Source organism: Pseudomonas extremaustralis, from assembly GCF_900102035.1.
Classification (GTDB): domain Bacteria; phylum Pseudomonadota; class Gammaproteobacteria; order Pseudomonadales; family Pseudomonadaceae; genus Aquipseudomonas; species Aquipseudomonas extremaustralis.
Window position 1 is genome coordinate 4,030,117 of record NZ_LT629689.1, and the last position, 23,904, is coordinate 4,054,020.

Below are 23,904 nucleotides of genomic sequence, written 5' to 3' on the forward strand. Positions count from 1 at the left end.
GTTTGGCCATGTCCAACTCCCCGTCCATCAAGCCGAAGATTGGCATCAGCGCCTGCCTGCTGGGCGAGAACGTGCGCTTCAACGGCGGCCATAAACAGTCACAACTGTGCTGCGACGTGCTCAGCGAGTACTTCGACTTCGTGCCGCTGTGCCCGGAAGTGGCGATCGGCCTGGGCATTCCTCGCGAAACCATCCGCCTGGTGGGCGACAGCGCAAACCCCCAGGCCGTCGGCACCGTACACCGTGAGCTGAACGTCACCGCCCCACTGGACGCCTACGGTCAGAAAATGGCCGCCGAGCATACCGACCTGTGTGGCTACATCTTCATGCAGAAGTCGCCGTCCTGCGGCCTGGAACGCGTAAAGGTGTACCGCGAAAACGGCGCACCGGTGGACGGCGGCGGGCGCGGCATCTATGCCCAGGCGTTCTGCGCGCGCCACCCCAACCTGCCGGTGGAAGAGGACGGTCGGCTGAATGACCCGGTGCTGCGGGAGAACTTCCTGACCCGAGTCTTCGTGTACGCCAGTTGGCAACAACTGCTGGCCGAAGGCCTGACCCGGCATCGCTTGCTGGCCTTCCATTCGCGCTACAAATACCTGCTGATGGCCCACAGCCCGGCGCATTACAAGCGCCTGGGCAACCGGCTCGGCAGCATGGCCAAGGGCGTGGACCTCGATGAACTGGCGACGTGTTATTTCAGCGACCTGATGACCGGCCTGAAAAAATGCGCCACCCGGGGCACCCACACCAACGTGTTGAAACACATCAGCGGCTACCTCAAGCAAGCCATCAGTGCCGATGACAAACAGGAAATGCACACCGTCATCGGCCAATACCACCAGGGCATTGTGCCGCTGGTGGTGCCGTTGACCTTGCTCAAACATCACTTTCGCCAACACCCGGACCGCTACATCGCGCAACAGGCGTACCTGCAGCCGCACCCGGAAAACCTCAGCCTGCGTAATGCGATCTAAATCACTATGACAGTTGCCCTGCAAGACGAACCCGGCGTCGACGTCGCCCAAGCCCTCGAAAACGGCTGGCTGCCGATTCGCGAAGTGGCGCGCCAGACCGGCGTCAACGCGGTGACCCTGCGCGCGTGGGAGCGCCGCTACGGCCTGATCGTGCCCCAGCGCACCGCCAAAGGGCATCGGCTGTTCAGCTCTGACCATGTGCAACGTATCCACACCATCCTCACCTGGCTCAATCGCGGGGTACCGGTCAGCCAGGTCAAAGGCCTGATCGACTCTGCCCAGGCCCTGCCCGACGCGGTGGAAAACGAGTGGCAAACCCTGCGCCAGAATCTGGTGAGCGCCATCGGCGAATTGGCTGAGCGCCAGGTCGACGATGCCTTCAACCAGGCCATGGCGCTGTATCCGCCGCGCACGTTGTGCGAGCAGTTGCTGTTGCCGTTGCTCCAGGCGTTGGAGCAGCGCTGGCAAGGCCAGTTCGGCGCGCAGATGGAGCGCGTGTTTTTCCTGTCCTGGTTGCGCAGTAAGTTCGGCGCGCGCATCTACCACAACAATCGCCAGTTGCACGGCGCGCCGCTGCTGCTGATCAATCATTCCGACCTGCCCCTGGAGCCGCACCTGTGGCTCAGCGCCTGGCTGGCCAGCAGCGCCGACTGCCCGGTGGAGGTTTTCGACTGGCCGCTGCCCGTCGGCGAACTCGCCCTGGCGGTGGAACACCTCAAGCCCCGCGCCGTGCTGCTGTATTCAAGCAAGGCCCTGAATGTGACGACCCTGACCAAACTGCTGGGCGGCGTCGATTGCCCCACCGTGATGACCGGACCGTCGGTATGCATCCACCAGGCCGAGTTGTCGGTATTGACCCATGACATCCCCGCATTGTTCGTCGCCGAAGACCCGCTGTCGGCCCACCAGTTGCTGATCCAACGTGGACTCCTCTAAATGCACCTGATCTGGCTGCGCACCGACCTGCGCCTTCACGACAACACCGCCCTCGCCGCCGCCTGCGAGCGTGGCCCGGTGGCGGCCGTGTACCTCATCACGCCGCAACAATGGCTGGCCCACGATGATGCCCCGTGCAAAGTGGATTTCTGGCTGCGCAACCTGCAGCCCCTGAGCCAGGCCCTGGCCGCGCTGAATATCCCCTTGCTGATCCGTCATGCCGCCACCTGGGACCAGGCACCCGCCGTGCTCGGTACGCTGTCCCGCGAACTGTCGGTGGCCGGGGTGCACGTCAACGAGGAATACGGCATTCATGAAAGCCGTCGCGATGCGGCGGTGGCCAAGGCCCTGGAAGCCGATGGCGTGACCTTCCACCGCTACCTGGACCAACTGTTTTTCCAACCGGGCAGCGTGCTGACCAAGACCGGCACTTATTTCCAAGTGTTCAGCCAATTCCGCAAGGTCTGCTACAGCCGCCTGCACAGTGCCCTGCCACGCTTGATCGCAACGCCCAAGGCCCAGGCGCCCATCACGCTCAAAAGTGATCCGATCCCCGGACAGGTCGAAGGCTTCGAACCACCCAGCGACACGCTGCGCGCCCTCTGGCCCGCCGGTGAAGACGAAGCCCGCCGCCGTCTCGACGCGTTTGCCGAGCAACGGATCAGCGACTACAAAGACCAGCGCGACTTCCCGGCCAAACCCGGCACCAGCCAGCTCTCGGCCTACCTGGCCGCGGGCGTGGTGTCGCCGCGCCAATGCCTGCATGCCGCGCTGCAAAGCAACGGCGGCGAGTTCGAAAGCGGCGACGTGGGCACCATCACATGGATCAGCGAACTGCTCTGGCGTGAGTTTTACAAACACATCCTGGTCGGCTATCCACGGGTCTCGCGCCACCGCGCGTTCCGCCCCGAGACCGAAGCCGTGGCCTGGCGCGATGCGCCCCAGGACCTGGCCGCCTGGCAAGAAGCCCGCACCGGCCTGCCGATCATCGACGCGGCCATGCGCCAACTGCTGGAGACCGGCTGGATGCACAACCGCCTGCGCATGGTGGTGGCGATGTTCCTGACCAAGAACCTGTTGATCGACTGGCGCGAAGGCGAGCGCTTCTTTATGCGTCACCTGATCGACGGCGACCTGGCGGCCAATAACGGCGGCTGGCAGTGGAGTTCATCCACCGGCACCGATTCGGCGCCGTACTTCCGGATTTTCAGCCCCTTGAGCCAGTCGGAAAAATTCGACGGCGACGGCGTGTTCATCAAGCACTGGCTGCCGGAACTCGCGGCGCTGAATAAAAAGGACGTGCACAACCCGCAAGCGCTGGGCGGCCTGTTCGGCATCGCGGATTACCCGCGTTCGATCGTCGACCTGAAGACATCCCGCGAACGCGCCCTGGCCGCCTTCCGCAGCCTGCCGTCCCGCGAAGCGGTGGGAGTCGGACATGAGTGACTTCCTGCCACGCTTCGCCCAGGCCTTCGCCACACTGGACAAGCACAACCTGCACCTGCTCGACAGCCTGTACAGCAAGGACATCGCGTTCGCCGACCCGCTGCACAACATCCAGGGCCTGACCGCACTGCAGCGTTATTTCGCCGACATGTACAGCAACGTCAGCCAACTACGCTTCGACTTCTACGGCTTCGATCAGGTGGCCGAAGGCGAAGGTTACCTGCGCTGGAAAATGAGTTTCTGCCACCCGCGCCTGGCCAACGGCAAGGTGATCCGGGTGGAGGGCTGCTCGCACTTGATGTGGCGTGACAAGGTCTACCGCCATCGCGACTATTTCGATGTCGGCGCCATGCTCTACGAACACCTTCCCGTCTTGGGTCGAGTCATCATCTGGCTGAAAAGGAGAATGGGATGAACGCAGTGTCGCCTCGCCGTTATTGGCTGACCGGTGCCAGCAGTGGCATCGGTGCCGCGCTGGCCGTGGAGTTGCTCAACAGTGGCGCCCACGTTGCGCTGAGTTCGCGCACCAAGGCCCCGTTGCAAGCGCTCGCCCAGCGTTACCCCGGCCAAGTGCTGGTGGTGGCCGGCGACCTGACCAACAGCCAGACCGTGCGCGAAATCGGTGAGCACATCGGTGAGGTGTGGGGCGCGCTCGACACGGTGATCCTCAATGCCGGCACCTGTGAATATGTGGACGCCAAGCAGTTCGACTCGTCGATCATCGAACATGTGGTGCGCACCAACCTGTTGGCCAGCAGCTACTGCATCGAAGCCGCGCTGCCGTTGCTGCGCACCGGGAAAAGGCCGCACCTGGTCGGTGTCGCCAGCGCGGTGACTTACCTGCCGATGCCCCGCGCCGAAGCCTATGGCGCGTCCAAGGCCGGGCTGCGCTACCTGTTCGAATCCCTGCGCATCAGCCTGTCGCCCGAGAACATCGACGTCACGGTGATCAGCCCAGGCTTTGTCGATACACCACTGACCGAGCGCAACGACTTCCCGATGCCCCTGAGTTGGTCGGCCAACAAAGCCGCGCGGCACATCTTCGCCAAGCTGGACAAACGACCGCTGGAAATCGCCTTTCCGGCGCTGTTCATTGCCACCTTGTGGCCGCTGTCGAAACTGCCCAACCGGGCGCAACTGATCATCGGCAAACGCATGTTGCGCAGCCCGCCACCGCAAAAGGACGACCTGTGAAGATCGCCATTATCGGCAGCGGTATCGCCGGACTGACCAGCGCCTATCTGCTCAGCCGTCGCCACGACATCACCGTGTTCGAAGCCGGCGACCGCATCGGCGGGCATACCCATACCGTCAACGTCACCGTCGAGGGGCAGGCCTATGCGGTGGACACCGGTTTCATCGTGTTCAATGACTGGACCTACCCCAACTTCATACGCCTGCTGGGGCAGATCGGGGTGACGTTCAAACCCACAGAGATGAGCTTTTCGGTGTGCGACGAACAGGCCGGATTCGAATACAACGGCAACACCCTCAACAGCCTGTTCGCCCAGCGTCGCAATCTTCTTTCGCCGGGCTTCTGGGGCATGTTGCGCGACATCCTGCGTTTCAACCGCCAAGCCCCGCTGGACTTGCAGGCGCAACGCATCAGCGCGGACATGACCCTGGGCGATTACCTCGAAGCCGGCGGCTACGGCCCGCGGTTCATCCGCCATTACATCGTGCCGATGGGCGCGGCGATCTGGTCGATGTCCCTGGCCGACATGCTCAAGTTTCCACTGCAATTCTTTGTGCGCTTCTTCAAGAACCACGGCTTGCTATCGATCGACGACCGCCCGCAATGGTGCGTGATCGAGGGTGGTTCCAGCCGTTATATCGAACCGTTGACCCGCGGCTTTCGTGAACGGATCCGCCTCGACTGCCCGGTGCACCTGGTCGAACGCGATGCCGAGGGCGTGGTTATCCACAGCGCCGCCGGAACCGAGGCGTTCGACAAAGTGGTGTTCGCCTGCCACAGCGATCAGGCATTGGCCTTGCTCGGTGCCCCCAGCGAAGCCGAACAGCAGATCCTCGGCGCCCTGCCCTATGCCGACAACGACGTGGTGCTGCACACCGACACCCGCCTGCTGCCGGACCGCCGACTGGCGTGGGCCAGCTGGAACTACCGGTTGACCGGCGATGTGCAGAAACAGGCCGCCGTGACCTATGACATGAACATCCTGCAAGGCATCGACAGCGCCACCACTTTTTGCGTCAGCCTTAACCAGACGCCGATGATCAATCCGCTGAAGATCCTCGCCCGCTACACCTATGCCCATCCCCAATACAGCCTGGCAGCCGTGGCCGCCCAGGCGCGCTGGGAAGAATTGAACGGTGCGCAGCACACCCATTATTGCGGCGCCTACTGGGCCAACGGTTTCCATGAGGACGGCGTGGTCAGCGCACTGCGCGTGGCCCAGGCCTTTGGAGAGGCGCTGTGAACAGCGCCCTGTACAGCGGCTGGATCGCCCATCGCCGGTTTGCGCCCAAGGCCCACGCCTTTCGCTACCGCATCGGCCTGCTGTACCTGGACCTCAGCGAACAGGACGCTGTGCTCGGCCTCTCGCCCCTGGCCGGCACAAGTCGCCTGGCGCCCTTCGGCTTTCGCCAGCAGGACTACCTGCGTGAATTAACACGTCACGGCATGGGTTTGAGCGATGCCGTACGCCAAGAAGTCGGCAAGGCCCTGGGGCGTATACCCCAAGGCGCTATCTGCCTGCTGACCCAGGCTCGCAGTTGGGGCCTGGCTTTTAATCCGGTGAGTTTCTTCTACTGCTTCGAGGCCGACGGGCAACTGGCCGCGATCCTCTGTGAAGTGACTAACACCCCATGGCGCGAGCGCTATCACTACGTACTGCCGGCCCAGCCGCTGGGCGCGGATGAGCACCAGCACTTCGCCGTGGCCAAGGCGTTTCATGTGTCGCCGTTTCTGCCCCGCGATCTGGAATACCGCATGAGCTTCAGCCCGCCCGCCGCCAGGCTCGGCGTGCACATGGCCGACTGGCAAGGAGAGATGAAAGTCTTCGACGCCACCTTGAGCCTGCAAAAAGAAGCGCTGGACCGCGCCAGCCTGCACCGCTACCTGCGGCGCTTTCCGTGGATGACCGCCAAGACCTGCCTGGCCATTTATTGGCAGGCGCTGCGCCTGTTCCTCAAACGCACACCGATTTTTTCCCATCAGGCCGCCGAGGGCTCCTCGCGCACCGCAGTCGGGTATACCAAGGATCGCCGCCATGAAATCCCCTAACTTATCGGTCAAGGCCAATCGCCTGAACGTCAATGGCATGACCACTGCGTTGCTGCGCAAGGGCGTGCTGCGTCAACTCAGTCAACTGCGCCATGGCCAGTTGGTGGTGATCGAAGACGGCGAACGCCAGGTATTCGGTGCACGGGAAGCGCACCTGCTGGGGGAAATCCAGATCCTCGACCCGGCAGTGTGGGGTCTGGTGGCCGCCAACGGTTCCATCGGCGCCGGCGAGGCGTTTATCCACGGCTACTGGACCAGTCCGGACCTGACCGCCGTGGTGCGGGTGATGGTGAGCAACCTCGACGTGCTCGACGCCATGGAGGGTGGCCTGGCCAGGCTGGCACGCCCCTTCACCCAGGGTTTGCACTGGCTCAACCGCAACACGCGCAAGGGCTCGCAGAAAAACATCGCCGCCCACTACGACCTCGGCAATGACCTGTTCGAAGAGTTTCTCGACCCGACCATGATGTATTCGGCGGCGCAATTTTTGAGCCCCGACGACAGCCTGGAACAGGCGCAACTGAACAAGCTGGAACGCATCTGCCAGAAACTGGCGCTCAAGCCCACCGATCACCTGCTGGAAATCGGCACCGGCTGGGGCAGCATGGCGCTGTATGCGGCGCAGCAGTATGGCTGCAAGGTCACCACCACGACCTTGTCCAAGGAGCAATTCGCCTACACCGAAAAACGCATCCAAGCCCTGGGGCTGAAAGGCCAGGTCACCCTGCTGCTGCAGGACTACCGCGACCTGAGCGGCCAGTACGACAAACTGGTGTCCATCGAAATGATCGAAGCGGTGGGCCATCGGTTCCTGCCTACCTACTTCAAACAGTGCGCGCAGTTGCTCAAGCGCGACGGCCTGATGCTGCTGCAAGCGATCACCATCCGCGAGCAACGCTTCGAACAGGCGAAGAACAGCGTCGATTTCATCCAGCGCTACATCTTTCCCGGCGGTGCCCTGCCCAGCGTGCAGAACATGCTGCAGATCGTCAGCCGCGACACCGACATGAACCTGCTGCACATGGAGGATTTCGGCCTGCACTACGCGCGAACCCTGCGCCTGTGGCATGAGAACTTTCGCCGCGCCCACGGGCGCCTTACGGAATTGGGCTACGACGAGTATTTCCTGCGGCTGTGGGAGTTTTACCTGTGCTACTGCGAGGGTGGTTTCATGGAGCGCACCATCGGCACCGCGCAACTGCTGCTGGCCAAGCCATCGGCCATCAACCCGCCGCTGCTCGGACGTTTCAGTGCTTAAAACCCTCGTCAACGCGGCGCTCTTCCAGTGCGGCTGGTTTGCCTGCGTGATGGGCGGTAACGGCCCATGGTTGCTGGTGGGGCTGGCGGCGCTGGGGGTCCATCTGCTGTGGACGACAACAGTGTCCCAGGAAGGCCAGGCGCTCCTGGCCGTGACGCTGCTGGGGACGCTGATCGACACCTTGCTGCGCACCTTCGGCGTGTTTCACTTCAGCCAGCCCGGGCCGCTGATTCCGTTTTGGCTGATCCTGCTATGGGCCCTGCTGGCCACGACCTTGGGTCATTGCCTGGCCTGGAGTGCCCGCCCGTGGTGGCGCGCCAGCCTGCTGGGGGCGATCGGCGGGCCGCTGTCGTATTACGCGGGGAGCCAACTGGCGGGGGTCAGTTTCGGCTATGGCACAACGCCAAGCCTGATCGGCCTGGCCTTGCTCTGGGCCCTGCTGTTTCCCATGCTGCACCGGCTCGTCAGGCAACTGGCGCACTGACGTCTGTCAGAGCATTCAGACGCGCCCCATCTGCTTGCCTTACACTGCGCGCCTATGACCAACATCCCCCATACCCAAATCGCCGAACCCGCCGTCACTTGCTCGACGTGCGCGGCCTGCTGCTGTCAGCTGGAAGTCATGCTGATCACCGACACGGGCGTGCCGCAGCGCTATATCGATACCGACGATTGGGGCGGCGAAGTCATGCTGCGCCTGGACGACGGCTGGTGTGCGGCGCTGGACCGGGACACGATGATGTGCACGATTTATGAGCGGCGACCGTTGATTTGCCGCGAGTTCGAGATGGGGGCACCGGAGTGCCTGACCGAGCGGGAAGGCATCGCCACGGCCTACCGCTGATCTCAATGCAGGAGGGGCAAGCCCCCTCCCACAGAGTCTTGCGGGGTTCTGAGGTTACAGCGGCATCGTGTAGTGCAGCGAGTAGCTTTCTATACCATCGTTGTTGCTGCTGATCCCGGCGTTGGAGTAGTGAATGGCGCGAATGCCCACTTCATGCCCGCCGGTAAAGCGCAGACCGAATCCCAGGCGGTCTTCGAACTGGAAGGCCTGGCCGATGTTGTTGTCCTCGACGTGCGTGCGGGAGAACAACGCCACACCAATCCCGGCCTCAATGTAGGGCTTGACCTTTTCCCCGGCGAACTCATACACAAACACCGGCGAGAATGACAGGCTGCTCACGCTGCTGCGCTTGTCACCGTCCCAGAAGGTATAGGCACCGTTCCAGTAGCCCGTCAGGCGACCGACGTCGCTCTGCCACCAGCTTTTATCCCAATCCGACGTCAGGCCCAATCGATAGGTCATGGTCGAATCGCTGGTGCTCCCCACCCCAAGTTCAAGGCCGGCGGCCTGCGCCGAAAAAGAGTGTCCGACCACAGTGGCCGCAATCGCAGCCAAACAGAACAAGCGCTTCATAAGAAACATCCTTTCCGAACGAAGTTATAGAGTTTGGTACAGCTGATCTCGCTTATAGAAGCCGACGCAGTGTCAGAAGTTCAGCCTCTAACGACGAAGTTTCACGAACTTTTCACGCGCCAAAGCTTCGCACAACTCCAGGATGTTTCCAAAGGATCGGTAGGATATTTCTGAAGTGATACACGTCGCCGCTAGTCCAAAATGCCGCAGGGTCAGGCGAACCACTGGCCAGCAAGTCGCGCTCGCCCAGCAGGCGTTTGAGTTGGCGGGCCACGGCGGCGCCGGTGTCGATCAGGGTAATGCTGGGGGGCAGCATCTGCGCCAGGAGTGGCTTGAGGAAGGGGTAATGGGTGCAACCGAGGATGATGGTGTCGCAGCCGGCGCTGAGCAACGGTTCAACATAGCGTTGCAACAACTGGCGCAGGGCCAGGCTGCCCAGGTCGCCGGTTTCAATCAGCTCCACCAGGCCTGGGCACGGCTGGGTGATCACCCGCACGTCGGTGGCGAAACGGTCGAGCAACGCGGCGAACTTGGCGCTTTGCAGGGTGCCGGTGGTGGCGAGCACACCGACCACGCCACTGCGGGTCGCGGCGGTGGCGGGTTTGACGGCGGGCTCCATCCCCACCAGCGGCCAGTCGGGATAGCTCTTGCGCAAGTCAGCCACGGCGGCGACCGTCGCCGTATTGCAGGCAATCACCAAGGCTTTGGCGCCCCGCTCGCGGAAAAACGCCGCGACCCGGTGTAAACGTTCGCAAATAAAGGCAGGCGTTTTCTCGCCATAGGGGATGTATCCGCAGTCGGCGACGTACAGCAGCGACTCATGGGGCAACAGTTGCTGGATTTCCTCGAGCACCGTCAACCCGCCGACACCGGAGTCGAACACACCGATGGGCGCGTCCTTAACCATGCTGCGGCCCACAGACGCTGCAACCGGGATCACGCTTGACGCGCAACTCACGAAAACGCGTGGTCAACCCGTCGATCAGCAACAGCCGCCCGACCAACGGCTCGCCGAACCCGGCCAGCAGTTTCAGGGCTTCCAGGGCTTGCAGGCTGCCGACCAGACCCACCAGCGGGCCAATCACACCGGCTTCGCTGCAGGTGAGTTCGGTGTCGCTGCCGTGCCCATATAAACAGTGGTAGCACGGGCTTTCGGCGCGGCGCGGGTCGAACACCGACAACTGCCCCTCGAGGCGAATCGCCGCGCCGCTGATCAACGGCTTGCCGGCCGCCACGCAAGCGGCGTTGACCGCCTCGCGGGTGGAGAAGTTGTCGCTGCAATCGAGCACCACGTCCACCGCCGCCACTGCTGCGGCCAGGGAATCGGCGTCCAGCGCGGTGCGGTGGGCAATCAGCTTGATTTCAGGGTTGATGGCGGCCAGGCGGCGCAGGGCCGAATCGACCTTGGTCTGGCCGACGCTGTCGGTGTCATGGATGATCTGGCGTTGCAGGTTGGTGAGGTCGACGGTGTCGAAATCCGCCAGGTGCAACTCGCCGACACCGGCAGCAGCCAGATAGAGCGCAACCGGTGCGCCCAACCCGCCCAGGCCGACGATCAGCGCGCGGCTGTTTTTCAGGCGCAACTGGCCGTCGATGTCGACATGCGCCAGCAGAATCTGTCGGCTATAGCGCAACAGCTCCTGGTCGGTCAGCACGGCCGGCGTCCCAGGGTGATGCGTTCGTGACCGCCAAGGTCGATGCGGCTGTGCACGTCGTCGAAGCCTTGGCTGAGTAACAGGTCGCGCACCGCTGCCGCCTGATCGTAACCGTGCTCCAGCAGCAACCAGCCTCCAGCGTTCAGGTGCGCCGGGGCTTGCTCGATGATCAGGCGCAAGTCGTCCAGGCCATCATGGCCCGCTACCAGGGCGCTGGCCGGCTCGAAGCGCACATCGCCTGCTACCAGGTGCGGGTCGTTATCGGCGATATACGGCGGGTTGCTGATGATCAGGTCATAGGTATGACCTTGTAGCGCACTGAACCAGTGGCTGTTCAGCACGGTGGCGTTGTTCAGGTTAAGCCGCTGACGATTGCGCTCGGCCAGGGCCACGGCCTCCAGCACGCGGTCGACGGCGGTGACGTGCCAGGCCGGGCGCTCGCTGGCCAGGGCCAGGGCGATGGCGCCGCTGCCGGTGCCCAGGTCGAGGAGCTTGGCCGGCGTGGCCGGTAATAATTCCAGCGCCGCTTCCACCAGCATTTCGGTTTCCGGACGCGGGATCAGGGTGTGGGGCGCCACCTCCAGGTCCAGCTTCCAGAACCCCTGCTGGCCGAGGATGTAAGCCACCGGCTCGCCGCCGCGGCGGCGTTGCAGGTAGTCGGAAAACGTCAGCGCGTGTTCGCTGCTGACGATTTTCTCCGGCCACGTGTGCAAATAACTGCGCGATTTGCCCAAGGCCGCCGCCAGCAACAATTCGGCGTCCAGGCGCGCAGTCGGCGAATCCGGCAGGTCGGCGGCGCGCAGCAGGCTGGCGATAATGGTCATTTATTCACCTATCGCCGCCAATTGATCGGCCTGGTATTCGGCGAGCAATGGCTCGATCACAGCGTCCACGCCACCGGCGAGAATCTCGTCGAGGGAATAGAGCGTGAGGTTGACCCGGTGGTCGGTGACCCGGCCCTGGGCAAAGTTGTAAGTGCGGATACGCTCGGAACGGTCGCCCGAGCCCACCAGCAATTTACGCTCGCTGGCAATCGCATTGGCGGCGGCGCTGGTCTGCTGGTCATTGAGCTTGGCCGACAGCCAGGACATGGCCCGTGCGCGGTTCTTGTGCTGGGACCGCTCTTCCTGGCACTCCACCACGATGCCCGACGGCAAGTGAGTGATACGGATCGCCGAGTCGGTCTTGTTGACGTGCTGGCCGCCGGCGCCCGACGAGCGGTAGGTGTCGACCCGCAAGTCCGCCGGGTTGATCTCGATGGCTTCTTGTTCGTCCGGCTCGGGCAGCACCGCCACGGTGCAGGCCGAGGTGTGGATGCGGCCTTGGGATTCCGTCGCCGGCACCCGTTGCACGCGGTGCGCGCCGGATTCGAATTTCAGCTTGCCGTAGACGTTGTCGCCCTCGACCCGCGCGATCACTTCCTTATAGCCGCCGTGCTCGCCTTCGTTCTCGGACAGGATCTCGACCCGCCAGCCGCGCCGTTCGGCATAGCGAGAATACATGCGGAACAGGTCGCCGGAGAAAATCGCCGCCTCGTCGCCACCGGTGCCGGCGCGGATTTCGAGAAACACGTTGCGCCCGTCATTCGGGTCCTTGGGCAACAGCATGCGTTGCAGGTCGCCTTCGAGCTCAGCGAGTTTTTCCTTGGCTTCACGGACTTCTTCCACGGCCATTTCTCGCATGTCCGGGTCGCTGTCCTTGAGCAGCGCCTGGGCGCCTTCGAGGTCGGCCTGCACTTTCAGCAGGTTTTTATAGGTCGCCACCACGGGCTCAACTTCGGCGTATTCCTTGGAATAGGCGCGGAACTTGGTTTGATCGGAAATGACCTCGCCATCGCCGAGCAAGGCGGTCAGTTCTTCGAAACGGTCCTGGAGCACGTCCAGTTTATTGAGCAGTGACGCTTTCATTGCGATTTTTTATCCGAAGAGCTATCTGGCGCGCCCTCACCGAGGGCAAAGAGTTCCTGGGCCATGGCCAGCGCATCGAGGCGGCCTTCGGCAGTCAATTTCTTGAGTTGTACGCTGGGCGCATGCAGCAACTTGTTGGTCAGGCCACGAGCCAGTTGCATCAACACGTCCTCGGGATTACCACCGTTGGCGAGCGCACGCTGGGCCTTGAGCAGCTCGTCGTCGCGCAGGCGTTCGCCCTGCTGACGATACGCCTTGAGCACATCGACCGCCGCCAGTTCCCGCAGGCGCACCATGAAATCGTCGGCGCCGATGCTGACCATTTCCTCCGCAGCCTGGGCGGCCCCCTGGCGACTCTTGAGGTTTTCGGCGACCACTTCGTGCAAATCGTCGACGCTATAGAGGTAAACGTCGTCCAACTCGCCGACTTCGGGTTCGATATCCCTGGGAACGGCGATGTCGACCATGAAGATCGGTTTGTGTTTGCGCAGCTTCAACGCACTTTCCACCGCGCCCTTGCCAAGGATCGGCAATTGGCTGGCCGTGGAACTGATGACGATATCGCTGCGCACCAATTCGGCCGGGATGTCCGACAGCAGCACCGCGTGGGCGCCGAACTGCTCGGCGAGGAGGCTGGCGCGCTCGAGGGTGCGGTTGGCCACCACGATACGCTTGACCCCCAGGTCATGCAGGTGACGGGCAACCAGGGTGATGGTTTCACCGGCGCCGATCAGCAAGGCCTGGCTGCGCTGCAGGTCACTGAAAATCTGCTTGGCCAGGCTGACGGCCGCAAACGCCACGGACACCGGGTTTTCACCGATGGCCGTGTCGGTGCGCACTTGCTTGGCGGAATTGAACGTGGCCTGGAACAGTCGGCCCAGCAGCGGACCAACGGTACCGGCCTCGCGCGCCACGGCGTAGGCGGATTTCATCTGGCCGAGGATCTGCGGTTCGCCCAACACCAGCGAATCGAGGCCCGAGGCCACGCGCATCATGTGACGAACTGCCGCATCCTCTTCGTGCACATAAGCGCTCGCGCGCAGTTCGTCGAGGCTCAAATGGTGGTAATCGGCCAGCCAGCGCAGTACGACATCCGCGGACAGATGCTCCTGCTCTATATAAAGCTCGCTGCGATTGCAGGTCGAAAGGATCGCAGCTTCGCGGCTGTCGGTGAGTCGGCAGAGCTGCTGCAAGGCCTCAACCAACTGCTCTGGGGTAAACGCTACGCGCTCGCGCACGTCTACGGAGGCAGTCTTGTGGTTAATACCGAGTGCGAGGAAGGCCATTCAATATCGCTGATGATGTCGGGAAGCCGGCAATTGTCCTACTTCGATAGATTCAGAACAACCACCGTCGTCTATTGTCCTAATGCCTTGTGTCTATAAAGGCATCCATTGAGACTCGGTTATGTTTGGCCGAAGGCTTGTGTCATGATGATCCGACCGCAGGTTAGTCGTCCTCTTCCTATATGAATAGATCCTCCGCGTTGCTCCTTGCTTTTGTCTTCCTCAGCGGCTGCCAGGCCTTGGCCCCCGTGTCGCCGGACGGTACGCCGCCGGTGGAAGACAGCACCCCCGCCCCTGAAAAGCCCAAGGTTTATTCCTCGTTCAGTGAAGAAACGGTGTTCAGCCTGTTGACCGCAGAGCTGGCCGGCCAACGCAACCGCTTCGACATTGCACTGGATAATTACGTAACCCAGGCCATCAACACCCAGGATCCAGGCATTTCCGAGCGGGCGTTTCGCATCGCCGAATACCTGGGAGCCGATCAGGCGGCGCTGGATACCTCGCTGATCTGGGCGAAAAACGCCCCGGACGATCTCGAAGCGCAGCGGGCGGCAGCCATTCAATTGGCGCGCGCCGGGCGTTATGACGACTCCATGGCGTATATGGAGAAAGTCCTGCAGGGCAAGGGCGACACCCATTTCGACTTCCTCGCACTGTCGGCCGCCGACACCGACCAGGACACGCGCAATGGCCTGATGAAGAGTTTCGACCGCCTGCTGCAAAAACACCCGAAGAACAGCCAACTGGTGTTCGGCAAGGCCTTGCTGCTGCAACAGGATGACGAAACCGAAGCTGCACTGAAGCTGCTGGAGAAAAACCCACCGGAAGAAGGCGAGATCGCGCCGATTCTGTTGCGTGCACGCCTGCTGCAGAGTCTCAATCGCGGCAAGGAAGCGATTCCGCTGCTGGAAAAAAGCATCAAGAAGTACCCGGAAGACAAGCGTCTGCGCCTGACCTACGCGCGCACGCTGGTGGAGCTGGACCGCATGGAGGACGCCAAAGTGCAGTTCGCCAATCTGGTCCAGCAATACCCGGACGACGACGAATTACGCTACTCCCTGGCCCTGGTGTGCCTGGAAGCCAAGGCCTGGGACGAGGCCAAGGGCTACCTGGAAGACCTGATCGCCCGGGAAAGCCATGTGGACTCCGCGCACCTGAACCTCGGCCGCATTGCCGAAGAACGCAACGACCCGCAGGCAGCCCTGCTTGAATACGCCCAGGTCAACCCCGGCAATGACTACCTGCCGGCCCAGTTGCGCCAGGCCGATATCCTGATGAGCAACGGGCGTACCGACGAAGCGGAAAAACGCCTGGCCGCCGCGCGGGATGCCGAACCGGACTACGCGATCCAGCTCTATCTGATCCAGGCCGAGACCCTCTCGGCCAACAATCAGGGCGAGCGCGCCTGGAAAGTGCTGCAACAAGCCTTGTTGCAATTCCCCGACGACTTGAACCTGCTGTATACCCGCGCCATGCAGGCGGAAAAACGCAATGACTTGGCGCAGATGGAAAAAGACCTGCGCCTGATCATCAAGCGTGATCCAGACAACGCCATGGCGCTTAACGCCCTGGGCTACACCTTGTCCGACCGCACCACACGCTACGACGAAGCCAAGGTGTTGATCGAACAGGCCCACAAGCTCAACCCGGAAGACCCGGCCGTACTCGATAGCCTGGGCTGGGTGAACTACCGCCTGGGCAATCTGGACGAAGCCGAACGCTTGCTGCGCATGGCACTGGAACGCTTCCCCGACCAGGAAGTCGCCGCCCACCTGGGCGAAGTGCTGTGGGTCAATGGCAAACAGCGTGAAGCCCGGCAAATCTGGGAAAAGTTCCTCAAGGAACAACCTGAAAGCCCCATTCTGCGCAGCACCATCAAGCGCCTGACCGGATCCGAGACCCTATAAGCTTATGTTTTTGCGCCACGTTATCGTTTTCAGCTTCATCGCCCTGCTCGCCGGTTGCGCGGGCTTCGGCGCCCGCGAATCCGTTGAAGGTCCGGGCAACCCGGCGCAATGGAAACAACACAAGGCACAGCTCGGCAGCATCGATGGCTGGCAGATCGACGGCAAGGTCGGGGTTCGCGCCCCGAAAGATTCCGGCAGCGGCACCTTGTTCTGGCTGCAACGCCAGGACTACTACGACATTCGCCTGTCCGGCCCATTGGGTCGAGGCGCAGCGCGCCTGACCGGCCGACCGGGACAGGTGAGCCTCGAAGTTGCCAACCAGGGGCGCTATGAAGCGACCTCGCCGGAAGCGCTGCTGGAAGAACAGATCGGCTGGAAGCTGCCCGTATCGCATTTGGTGTGGTGGGTACGCGGCTTGCCCGCCCCCGACAGCAAAAGTCGCCTGAGCCTCAACAGCGACAGCCGCCTGGCGACCCTCGAACAGGATGGCTGGCAGGTCGAATACCTGAGCTATGTGCAACAAAGCGGTTACTGGCTGCCCGAGCGCATCAAGCTGCACGGCACCGACCTTGACATCACGCTGGTGATCAAGGACTGGCAACCGCGCAAGCTGGGGCAATAACGTGACGGTAGAAAAACTGACCCTGCCCTCCCCGGCCAAACTCAATCTGATGCTGCACATTCTCGGTCGCCGTGAAGACGGCTACCACGAGTTGCAGACGCTGTTTCAGTTTCTCGATTATGGCGACGAGCTAACGTTCGCCGTACGCGACGATGGCGTGATTCAACTGCATACCGAATTCGAAGGCGTGCCCCACGACAGCAATCTGATTGTGAAGGCCGCAAAAAAAATCCAGGAACAATCCGGCTGCACCCTGGGTGTCGACATCTGGATAGATAAGATCCTGCCCATGGGCGGCGGCATCGGCGGCGGCAGCTCGAATGCCGCCACCACATTGCTGGGCCTGAACCACTTGTGGCAGCTCGGCTGGGACCTCGATCGCCTGGCCGCGCTGGGCCTGACGCTCGGCGCCGACGTCCCGGTTTTCGTGCGTGGACACGCCGCTTTTGCCGAGGGCGTCGGCGAAAAACTCACCCCCGAATACCCCGAAGAGCCTTGGTATGTCGTGCTTGTCCCGCAAGTATCTGTAAGTACAGCAGAAATTTTTTCAGATCCACTGTTGACACGTAACTCTCCTCCCATTAAAGTGCGCCCCGTTCCCAAGGGAAACAGTCGAAATGACTGCTTACCGGTTGTAGCAAGGCGTTATCCAGAGGTACGTAACGCTTTGAATTTGTTAGGTAAATTTACCGAAGCAAAATTAACCGGCACTGGAAGTTGTGTGTTTGGGGGCTTCCCAAACAAAGCTGAAGCTGATAAAGTCTCGGCCCTTCTTACAGAGACCCTTACAGGGTTTGTAGCAAAGGGAAGCAACGTTTCGATGTTGCATCGCAAGTTGCAAAGTCTGCTCTAAAAGGAATCGAGTACTGGGTACTCGTTGCAACAGATACAGGGGCGTCGCCAAGCGGTAAGGCAGCAGGTTTTGATCCTGCCATGCGTTGGTTCGAATCCAGCCGCCCCTGCCATTTTCCTATACTCATCCAGGTTACCCTCAGCCTCTAGGTACTGCGCGTGTCCAAGATGATGGTCTTTACGGGGAACGCCAACCCCGATCTGGCTCGACGTGTCGTACGTCAGCTGCATATCCCTCTCGGTGACATCTCCGTCGGCAAATTTTCCGACGGCGAAATTACCGCCGAGATCAATGAAAACGTCCGCGGTAAAGACGTCTTCATTATTCAGCCGACCTGCGCTCCGACCAACGATAACCTGATGGAACTCGTCGTGATGGCTGATGCCTTCCGCCGCTCCTCAGCGACTCGAATCACAGCTGTAATCCCTTACTTTGGTTATGCCCGTCAGGATCGCCGTCCGCGTTCCGCACGTGTGGCTATCAGCGCGAAAGTCGTGGCTGACATGCTCACCGTGGTAGGCATCGACCGTGTTCTCACGGTTGACCTGCACGCTGACCAAATCCAGGGGTTCTTCGATATTCCGGTAGATAACATCTACGGCTCCCCCGTATTGGTGGATGACATCGAAGACCAGCGCTTTGAAAACCTGATGATCGTGTCCCCGGACATTGGTGGCGTCGTGCGTGCACGGGCTGTCGCCAAATCCCTGGGCGTGGACCTCGGGATCATCGACAAACGCCGTGAGAAAGCCAATCACTCTGAAGTGATGCATATCATCGGTGATGTCGAAGGGCGCACCTGTATTCTCGTCGATGACATGGTCGATACCGCCGGCACCCTGTGCCACGCGGCAAAAGCCTTGAAAGAGCACGGTGCGGCTAAAGTCTTCGCCTACTGCACACACCCTGTGCTGTCGGGCCGAGCGATCGAGAACATCGAGAACTCAATGCTGGACGAACTGGTGGTGACCAACACCATCCCGTTGTCCGCTGCCGCTCAAGCCTGTTCGCGTATCCGTCAACTGGATATCGGACCGGTAGTTGCCGAAGCGGTTCGCCGCATCAGCAACGAAGAATCGATCAGCGCGATGTTCCGTTAAGGGTCAACCCTTTCGGAACACCTCACTGACGAAAAGCGCCCCGCCCCAGCGTACTGTTGGGGCGGGGCTTTTTTGCCCATATCGCCTTTAGCGCTGGTCGCAAACGCTGGGGCGAATGTGGTTATTTTGGAGATACAACATGAACGAATTTATTCTGAATGCTGAAGTGCGTTCCGACCTGGGGAAAGGTGCGAGCCGCCGCCTGCGTCGTCTCGCAAGCCTGGTTCCAGCTGTAGTTTACGGTGGCGACAAAGCCCCTGAATCCATCAGCATGCTGGCCAAAGAAATCGCCAAACTGCTGGAAAACGATGCGGCCTACAGCCACATCATTTCCTTGAACGTTGGCGGCACCAAGCAGAACGTCATCATCAAGGCCCTGCAACGCCACCCAGCCAAAGGCCACGTGCTGCACGCTGACTTCGTACGCGTTGTTGCCGGCCAGAAACTGACCGCCATCGTGCCTGTGCACTTTGTTGGCGAAGAAGCTCCGGTCAAGAAAGGCGGCGAAGTTTCGCACGTTGTTGCCGAGATCGAAGTGACCTGCCTGCCGAAAGACCTGCCTGAGTTCATCGAAGTCGACCTGTCGGCGATGGAAATCGGCGACATCATCCACCTGTCCGACATCAAGGCCCCTAAAGGCGTTGAGTTCGTTGCACTGGTTCACGGTGATGACAAAGCTGTTGCCAACGTACACGCTCCACGCGTTGCACCAGAAGCTGAAGAAGGCGCTGCAGAGTAATTCACTCTGTAATGTCGGAGCTTGAGGACACATCGCGGACCGAAACGTAGCGAGAAAGCGGGCGATAACGCGACGTTCACCTCATGAGGTAACGAGCTCTTGTCGTCCACTTTCGCCGCACCCAGGTCGGCGATGTTATCCACAACTCCAAAGGAAGGGCCCCTGTCGTGACTGCCATTAAACTGATCGTTGGCCTGGGAAATCCAGGCGCCGAATACGAACAGACCCGGCATAACGCGGGGGCCCTTTTTGTTGAGCGCATCGCCCACGCCCAAGGTGTGAACCTGGTGGCCGATCGCAAATATTTCGGCCTGACCGGACGCTTTTCGCATCAGGGTCAGGATGTTCGTCTGTTGATTCCCACCACCTACATGAACCGCAGCGGCCAGGCTGTCGCGGCGCTTGCGGGTTTCTTCCGGATCAAACCCGAAGAAATCCTGGTGGCCCATGACGAACTGGACCTGCCACCCGGCGTTGCCAAGCTCAAGCAAGGCGGCGGGCATGGCGGGCACAATGGTCTGCGCGACATCATCGCGCAGCTGGGCAATCAGAATAATTTTTACCGCCTGCGGCTCGGCATTGGCCACCCAGGCGTTGCCAGTATGGTTTCAAATTTCGTCCTGGGTCGTGCGCCACGCGCCGAACAGGAAAAACTCGATGCCAGCATCGACTTTGCCCTCGGCGTGCTGCCGGATATCTTCGCCGGTGAATGGAACCGTGCGATGAAAACCCTGCACAGCCAGAAGGCCTGACTCTTACCGAGGGGAAACACCATGGGATTCAATTGCGGCATCGTCGGCCTGCCCAACGTCGGCAAATCCACCTTGTTCAACGCTTTGACCAAGTCCGGTATTGCGGCGGAGAACTTCCCCTTCTGCACCATCGAACCCAACAGCGGTATCGTGCCGATGCCGGACCCACGCCTGGAAGCCCTGGCGTTGATCGTCAACCCCAAGCGCATCCTGCCGACCACCATGGAATTCGTCGACATCGCCGGCCTGGTCGCCGGTGCGTCGAAAGGTGAAGGCCTGGGCAACAAGTTCCTGGCCAACATCCGTGAAACCGATGCCATCGCCCACGTGGTCCGCTGCTTTGAAGACGAGAACGTGATTCACGTCTCCAACAGCGTCGACCCGAAACGCGACATCGAAATCATCGACCTGGAACTGATCTTCGCCGACCTCGACAGCTGCGAGAAGCAACTGCAGAAAGTCGCGCGCAATGCCAAGGGCGGTGACAAGGACGCAGTGGTCCAGAAAGGCCTGCTGGAGCAGTTGATCGCTCACTTCACCCTGGGCAAGCCGGCACGCAGCCTGATGAAGACCATGGGCGCTGACGAGAAGGCCGCGGTCAAGGGCTTCCACCTGCTGACCACCAAGCCGGTGATGTACATCGCCAACGTCGCCGAAGACGGCTTCGAGAACAACCCGCTGCTCGACGTGGTCAAGGCCATCGCCGAAGAAGAAGGCGCCATGGTTGTGCCGGTGTGCAACAAGATCGAAGCGGAAATCGCCGAACTCGATGACGGCGAAGAAAAAGACATGTTCCTCGAGGCCCTGGGCCTGGAAGAGCCGGGCCTGAACCGCGTGATCCGCGCCGGTTATGAAATGCTCAACCTGCAGACCTACTTCACCGCCGGTGTCGAAGAAGTCCGCGCCTGGACCGTCAAGGTCGGTGCCACCGCGCCACAGGCTGCTGGCGTGATCCACACCGACTTCGAAAAAGGCTTCATCCGTGCCGAAGTGATCGCCTACAACGACTTCATCCAGTTCAAGGGTGAAGCCGGTGCCAAGGAAGCCGGCAAGTGGCGCCTGGAAGGCAAGGAATACATCGTCAAAGATGGCGACGTGATGCACTTCCGCTTCAACGTGTAATTCACACGCAAGACGACAAACACAAAAATCCCCGTGATCACTCGCTGACACGGGGATTTTTGCGTTTTGCGGGCTTGATCGCGCCCCACGGCAAAGCACGCAGAAAGGCGCCAACCCTACGCCAATTGCGCCCTGATTTTTTGCACCACGTCTTGCATCGCCGGTAGATGCCGACGCGCGGCCTCCTCAACCGACATCGCCTTGGCGATGTAAACCAGGTTCAGGCAACCCATCACCCGCTCCTCGTGCTCGATCGGAATCGCGATGGCGGCAATTTTGCGTTCCTGGCCCCAGTGGGAATTGTTTTCGCCGTAGCCTTTGCTCAAGGTGTGTTCCACCAACCGCTCGACAAAGCCTCGATCGGCCGCCAGCGCCGACTGTTCATCTTCGCGGCTGACCATCAACTCAATCAGCTTCTCGCGCTCAGCCTCGGGGCAGAACGCAAAGTAGGCGCGCCCGGTGGCCGTCATCAACAGCGGCAAGCGCCGACCGACCATGGAGCGGTGAAATGACAGGCGGCTGAAGCGATGAGTGGTCTCGCGAATCACCATGGCGTCGCCATCCAGCGTGCACAGGTCGCTCGGCCACACGACTTGTTGCAGCAGCTCACCCAGCAGCGGTGCAGCAATCGAAGAAATCCATTGTTCGTCGCGAAATCCCTCACTCAATTCACGCACTTTCAGCGTCAGTCGATAGCTGTCATCCGACTCGCTGCGTCGCACGTAGCCCTCGGCCTGCAAGGTCTCCAGCAATCGTCGAACCGTGGTGCGATGCAACCCGCTCTGCTCGGCCAACTGCGCCGTACTGGCCCCGCCATCGAAACGATTCAAGCCGTTGATCAGGGCCAAACCGCGCATCAGCCCACGAACAGCCTTGTATTCTGTCTCGCTCATGGGAACTCCTTTATTGTTATAAATCAGGCTTGTGCACCTGGTGCACACTAGCAAGGGTTTTCGTTGTCCACCAGCCTCGTGATTTCCATACTGCGCCCAACAAAAAATCCAAAAGCGCTGTACGGAGATACCCATGAGCCTTGCACCCACTCCTTCCCCATTGGAGTTGACCACCGATGTTGCCATCGTCGGCGCCGGCCCGGTCGGCCTGATGATTGCCAATTACCTGGGACAATGCGGCGTCAACGTCACGGTGGTGGAAAAGCTCGACAGCCTGATCGACTATCCTCGCGCCATTGGCCTGGACGACGAAAGCCTGCGCACTTTCCAGGCCGTCGGTCTGGCGGACAAGGTGCTGCCCCATACCACGCCTTGGCACGCCATGCGTTTCCTGACCCCCAAGGGTCGCTGCTTCGCCGACATTCAACCGAAAACCGACGAGTTCGGCTGGTCACGACGCAACGCGTTCATTCAACCGTTGGCTGACCGGGTACTGTTCGACGGCCTGCAGCGCTTCAATAACGTCAAGGTCCTGTTCAGCCGTGAGCTCAACAGTTTCGAACAAAGCGACAGCGCAGTGGTGCTCGACCTCAAGGATCAGCATGGCCGCAGCGAACGCCTGAACGCTCGTTACCTGATTGGTTGCGATGGCGGCAACAGCCTGGTGCGGCGCAGCCTGGATATCAGCTTTGAAGGCAAGACCGCGCCCAATCAGTGGATCGTGGTCGACATCGCCAACGACCCGCTGGCCACGCCCCATGTTTATCTGTGCTGCGACCCCGTGCGTCCTTACGTGTCCGCCGCCCTGCCCCATGGCGTGCGTCGTTTCGAGTTCATGGTGATGCCCGGCGAAACCGAGACCGAGCTGAGCAAGCCTGAGAACCTGCGCCGGCTGCTGAGCAAGGTATTGCCGAACCCGGACCGCATCGAGCTGATCCGCAGCCGCGTCTATACCCATAACGCGCGTCTGGCCGGTCGGTTCCGCCAGGGTCGGGTGCTGCTGGCCGGTGACGCCGCGCACATCATGCCGGTATGGCAAGGCCAGGGTTACAACAGCGGCATGCGCGATGCCTTGAACCTGGCGTGGAAGCTGGCGCTGGTGATCAAGGGCCTGGCCGCCGACAACCTGCTCGACAGCTACGAACAGGAGCGCCGCGACCACGCCAAGGCGATGATCAATCTCTCCGTACTCGCCGGCCACGTGCTGGCGCCGCCGAAACGCTGGCAAGGCACCCTGCGCGATGGGGTGTCGTGGTTGCTCAATTACCTGCCGCCGGTCAAACGCTACTTCGTGGAAATGCGCTTCAAACCGATGCCGCAATACACCCAGGGCGCGTTGATCGTGCCAAATCAAAAGGGCTCGCCGGTCGGCAAGATGTTCATTCAGCCGAAGGTATTGACCGATGCCGGCACCACAGTGCTGCTGGATGAAGTGATCGGCGAGAACTTTGCGATTATCGCCTGGGGCTGCGACCCGACCTGGGGCCTGACCGCCGAGCAAATCGCGCAGTGGAAAGCCCTGGGCACCCGCTTCATTCAAGTGTTGCCAGACGTCCAGCTCAGAGTCCCGAGCGATGCCGGCCCTGACGTGATCCGCGTGGGTGACTGCACCGGTCGCTTGAAAGAGTGGTTCGCCCTCGGCACGTCGTCCATTGCCCTGGTGCGTCCGGACCGCTTCGTCGCCGGGCTGGCCATCCCCCAAACGGTCGGCCAGGCCTGCGATGAACTGGCCCGGGCGCTCAAAGCTTTGCCACAGCCTGCGGCGAGCGCTGTCGTCAGCAAGGTCGCGTGAG

25 protein-coding genes and 1 tRNA gene are annotated in these 23,904 nt (G+C 61.3%); 19 read left to right on the top strand and 7 right to left on the bottom strand.

Annotated elements, in window-relative coordinates; genetic code table 11:
* Positions 1–8 precede the first annotated feature (8 nt).
* The 10 genes from BLR63_RS18640 to BLR63_RS18685 are packed head-to-tail and all read left to right on the top strand — an operon-like array spanning position 9 to position 8,702.
* Positions 9–974 carry a YbgA family protein gene (locus BLR63_RS18640; RefSeq protein WP_010565611.1) on the top strand — a complete coding sequence of 322 codons (966 nt, stop codon included), beginning with the start codon at positions 9–11 and terminating at the stop codon, positions 972–974.
* A gap of 6 nt (positions 975–980) precedes the next feature.
* The gene (locus BLR63_RS18645) at positions 981–1,910 is read left to right on the top strand and encodes a MerR family transcriptional regulator (protein ID WP_010565612.1); all 930 of its coding nucleotides are present in this window, start codon (positions 981–983) and stop codon (positions 1,908–1,910) included.
* Positions 1,911–3,356, top strand: coding sequence for a deoxyribodipyrimidine photo-lyase (phrB, locus tag BLR63_RS18650; protein ID WP_010565613.1), 1,446 nt, complete (start codon positions 1,911–1,913; stop codon positions 3,354–3,356).
* Positions 3,349–3,771, top strand: coding sequence for a nuclear transport factor 2 family protein (locus BLR63_RS18655; protein WP_010565614.1), 423 nt, complete (start codon positions 3,349–3,351; stop codon positions 3,769–3,771). Before phrB ends, BLR63_RS18655 begins: the two co-directional genes overlap by 8 nt.
* Positions 3,768–4,550: an SDR family NAD(P)-dependent oxidoreductase gene (locus BLR63_RS18660; RefSeq protein WP_010565615.1), complete on the top strand. Its 783-nt coding sequence runs from the start codon at positions 3,768–3,770 to the stop codon at positions 4,548–4,550. The genes BLR63_RS18655 and BLR63_RS18660 overlap by 4 nt, the downstream gene beginning before the upstream one ends.
* Entirely contained in the window at positions 4,547–5,794 is a 1,248-nt protein-coding gene (locus tag BLR63_RS18665; RefSeq protein WP_010565616.1) for an NAD(P)/FAD-dependent oxidoreductase, read from the top strand. The genes BLR63_RS18660 and BLR63_RS18665 overlap by 4 nt, the downstream gene beginning before the upstream one ends.
* Entirely contained in the window at positions 5,791–6,600 is an 810-nt protein-coding gene (locus tag BLR63_RS18670; RefSeq protein WP_010565617.1) for a DUF1365 domain-containing protein, read from the top strand. Before BLR63_RS18665 ends, BLR63_RS18670 begins: the two co-directional genes overlap by 4 nt.
* Positions 6,587–7,858 carry an SAM-dependent methyltransferase gene (locus BLR63_RS18675; RefSeq protein WP_010565618.1) on the top strand — a complete coding sequence of 424 codons (1,272 nt, stop codon included), beginning with the start codon at positions 6,587–6,589 and terminating at the stop codon, positions 7,856–7,858. The genes BLR63_RS18670 and BLR63_RS18675 overlap by 14 nt, the downstream gene beginning before the upstream one ends.
* Entirely contained in the window at positions 7,851–8,342 is a 492-nt protein-coding gene (locus BLR63_RS18680) for a DUF2878 domain-containing protein (RefSeq protein ID WP_010565619.1), read from the top strand. The genes BLR63_RS18675 and BLR63_RS18680 overlap by 8 nt, the downstream gene beginning before the upstream one ends.
* A gap of 54 nt (positions 8,343–8,396) precedes the next feature.
* Positions 8,397–8,702, top strand: a complete 306-nt coding sequence (locus BLR63_RS18685) for a YkgJ family cysteine cluster protein (protein ID WP_042946991.1) — start codon at positions 8,397–8,399, stop codon at positions 8,700–8,702.
* A 54-nt stretch (positions 8,703–8,756) separates the two neighbouring features.
* Here the strand turns inward: BLR63_RS18685 and BLR63_RS18690 are convergent, their stop codons facing one another.
* The 6 genes from BLR63_RS18690 to hemA all read right to left on the bottom strand — a co-directional run bounded on the left by BLR63_RS18690 (position 8,757) and on the right by hemA (position 14,123).
* Entirely contained in the window at positions 8,757–9,275 is a 519-nt protein-coding gene (locus BLR63_RS18690) for an acyloxyacyl hydrolase (RefSeq protein WP_010565621.1), read from the bottom strand.
* A 112-nt stretch (positions 9,276–9,387) separates the two neighbouring features.
* The gene (gene murI / locus BLR63_RS18695; protein WP_042947001.1) at positions 9,388–10,182 is read right to left on the bottom strand and encodes a glutamate racemase; all 795 of its coding nucleotides are present in this window, start codon (positions 10,180–10,182) and stop codon (positions 9,388–9,390) included.
* Complete coding sequence (locus BLR63_RS18700) at positions 10,175–10,930, bottom strand: molybdopterin-synthase adenylyltransferase MoeB (RefSeq protein ID WP_010565623.1); 756 nt, start codon at positions 10,928–10,930, stop codon at positions 10,175–10,177. Before BLR63_RS18700 ends, murI begins: the two co-directional genes overlap by 8 nt.
* The gene (gene prmC / locus BLR63_RS18705; RefSeq protein WP_010565624.1) at positions 10,924–11,754 is read right to left on the bottom strand and encodes a peptide chain release factor N(5)-glutamine methyltransferase; all 831 of its coding nucleotides are present in this window, start codon (positions 11,752–11,754) and stop codon (positions 10,924–10,926) included. The genes BLR63_RS18700 and prmC overlap by 7 nt, the downstream gene beginning before the upstream one ends.
* Entirely contained in the window at positions 11,755–12,837 is a 1,083-nt protein-coding gene (gene prfA, locus BLR63_RS18710; RefSeq protein WP_010565625.1) for a peptide chain release factor 1, read from the bottom strand.
* Positions 12,834–14,123, bottom strand: a complete 1,290-nt coding sequence (gene hemA, locus BLR63_RS18715; RefSeq protein ID WP_010565626.1) for a glutamyl-tRNA reductase — start codon at positions 14,121–14,123, stop codon at positions 12,834–12,836. Before hemA ends, prfA begins: the two co-directional genes overlap by 4 nt.
* A gap of 182 nt (positions 14,124–14,305) precedes the next feature.
* On the opposite strand from hemA, the gene BLR63_RS18720 reads away from it, so the two are divergent.
* The 8 genes from BLR63_RS18720 (at position 14,306) to ychF (ending at position 21,218) form a co-directional block, all read left to right on the top strand.
* Positions 14,306–16,030, top strand: coding sequence for a tetratricopeptide repeat protein (locus BLR63_RS18720; RefSeq protein ID WP_010565627.1), 1,725 nt, complete (start codon positions 14,306–14,308; stop codon positions 16,028–16,030).
* A 4-nt stretch (positions 16,031–16,034) separates the two neighbouring features.
* Positions 16,035–16,652: a lipoprotein insertase outer membrane protein LolB gene (gene lolB / locus BLR63_RS18725; RefSeq protein WP_010565628.1), complete on the top strand. Its 618-nt coding sequence runs from the start codon at positions 16,035–16,037 to the stop codon at positions 16,650–16,652.
* Positions 16,653–16,701: 49 nt separating this feature from the next.
* Positions 16,702–17,505 (top strand): 4-(cytidine 5'-diphospho)-2-C-methyl-D-erythritol kinase, encoded by an 804-nt coding sequence (gene ispE / locus BLR63_RS18730; RefSeq protein WP_231998190.1) that lies wholly within the window; start codon positions 16,702–16,704, stop codon positions 17,503–17,505.
* A 37-nt stretch (positions 17,506–17,542) separates the two neighbouring features.
* A tRNA-Gln gene (locus BLR63_RS18735) sits at positions 17,543–17,617 on the top strand.
* A gap of 46 nt (positions 17,618–17,663) precedes the next feature.
* The gene (locus tag BLR63_RS18740; protein ID WP_010565630.1) at positions 17,664–18,605 is read left to right on the top strand and encodes a ribose-phosphate pyrophosphokinase; all 942 of its coding nucleotides are present in this window, start codon (positions 17,664–17,666) and stop codon (positions 18,603–18,605) included.
* A gap of 139 nt (positions 18,606–18,744) precedes the next feature.
* Positions 18,745–19,344, top strand: coding sequence for a 50S ribosomal protein L25/general stress protein Ctc (locus tag BLR63_RS18745; protein ID WP_010565631.1), 600 nt, complete (start codon positions 18,745–18,747; stop codon positions 19,342–19,344).
* Between the two features lie 167 nt (positions 19,345–19,511).
* Positions 19,512–20,096: an aminoacyl-tRNA hydrolase gene (pth, locus tag BLR63_RS18750; protein ID WP_010565632.1), complete on the top strand. Its 585-nt coding sequence runs from the start codon at positions 19,512–19,514 to the stop codon at positions 20,094–20,096.
* A 21-nt stretch (positions 20,097–20,117) separates the two neighbouring features.
* The gene (ychF, locus tag BLR63_RS18755) at positions 20,118–21,218 is read left to right on the top strand and encodes a redox-regulated ATPase YchF (RefSeq protein ID WP_010565633.1); all 1,101 of its coding nucleotides are present in this window, start codon (positions 20,118–20,120) and stop codon (positions 21,216–21,218) included.
* Between the two features lie 116 nt (positions 21,219–21,334).
* Here the strand turns inward: ychF and BLR63_RS18760 are convergent, their stop codons facing one another.
* A complete protein-coding gene (locus tag BLR63_RS18760) occupies positions 21,335–22,111 on the bottom strand; it encodes a DNA-binding transcriptional regulator (protein ID WP_010565634.1) in 777 nt (258 codons plus the stop codon).
* A gap of 133 nt (positions 22,112–22,244) precedes the next feature.
* Here BLR63_RS18760 and BLR63_RS18765 point away from each other — a divergent pair, with 133 nt between their 5' ends.
* Complete coding sequence (locus BLR63_RS18765) at positions 22,245–23,903, top strand: bifunctional 3-(3-hydroxy-phenyl)propionate/3-hydroxycinnamic acid hydroxylase (RefSeq protein ID WP_010565635.1); 1,659 nt, start codon at positions 22,245–22,247, stop codon at positions 23,901–23,903.
* Position 23,904 lies beyond the last annotated feature (1 nt).

Coding starts and splice junctions, on each gene's coding strand:
- BLR63_RS18745 (WP_010565631.1), top strand. CDS start 18,745: ATGAACGAATTTATTCTGAATGCTGAAGTGCGTTCCGACCTGGGGAAA.
- prfA (WP_010565625.1), bottom strand. CDS start 12,837: ATGAAAGCGTCACTGCTCAATAAACTGGACGTGCTCCAGGACCGTTTC.
- prmC (WP_010565624.1), bottom strand. CDS start 11,754: ATGACCATTATCGCCAGCCTGCTGCGCGCCGCCGACCTGCCGGATTCG.
- hemA (WP_010565626.1), bottom strand. CDS start 14,123: ATGGCCTTCCTCGCACTCGGTATTAACCACAAGACTGCCTCCGTAGAC.
- BLR63_RS18655 (WP_010565614.1), top strand. CDS start 3,349: ATGAGTGACTTCCTGCCACGCTTCGCCCAGGCCTTCGCCACACTGGAC.
- BLR63_RS18660 (WP_010565615.1), top strand. CDS start 3,768: ATGAACGCAGTGTCGCCTCGCCGTTATTGGCTGACCGGTGCCAGCAGT.
- BLR63_RS18760 (WP_010565634.1), bottom strand. CDS start 22,111: ATGAGCGAGACAGAATACAAGGCTGTTCGTGGGCTGATGCGCGGTTTG.
- ychF (WP_010565633.1), top strand. CDS start 20,118: ATGGGATTCAATTGCGGCATCGTCGGCCTGCCCAACGTCGGCAAATCC.
- murI (WP_042947001.1), bottom strand. CDS start 10,182: ATGGTTAAGGACGCGCCCATCGGTGTGTTCGACTCCGGTGTCGGCGGG.
- BLR63_RS18765 (WP_010565635.1), top strand. CDS start 22,245: ATGAGCCTTGCACCCACTCCTTCCCCATTGGAGTTGACCACCGATGTT.
- BLR63_RS18720 (WP_010565627.1), top strand. CDS start 14,306: ATGAATAGATCCTCCGCGTTGCTCCTTGCTTTTGTCTTCCTCAGCGGC.
- BLR63_RS18675 (WP_010565618.1), top strand. CDS start 6,587: ATGAAATCCCCTAACTTATCGGTCAAGGCCAATCGCCTGAACGTCAAT.
- lolB (WP_010565628.1), top strand. CDS start 16,035: ATGTTTTTGCGCCACGTTATCGTTTTCAGCTTCATCGCCCTGCTCGCC.
- BLR63_RS18685 (WP_042946991.1), top strand. CDS start 8,397: ATGACCAACATCCCCCATACCCAAATCGCCGAACCCGCCGTCACTTGC.
- BLR63_RS18640 (WP_010565611.1), top strand. CDS start 9: ATGTCCAACTCCCCGTCCATCAAGCCGAAGATTGGCATCAGCGCCTGC.
- BLR63_RS18690 (WP_010565621.1), bottom strand. CDS start 9,275: ATGAAGCGCTTGTTCTGTTTGGCTGCGATTGCGGCCACTGTGGTCGGA.
- BLR63_RS18645 (WP_010565612.1), top strand. CDS start 981: ATGACAGTTGCCCTGCAAGACGAACCCGGCGTCGACGTCGCCCAAGCC.
- ispE (WP_231998190.1), top strand. CDS start 16,702: ATGCTGCACATTCTCGGTCGCCGTGAAGACGGCTACCACGAGTTGCAG.
- phrB (WP_010565613.1), top strand. CDS start 1,911: ATGCACCTGATCTGGCTGCGCACCGACCTGCGCCTTCACGACAACACC.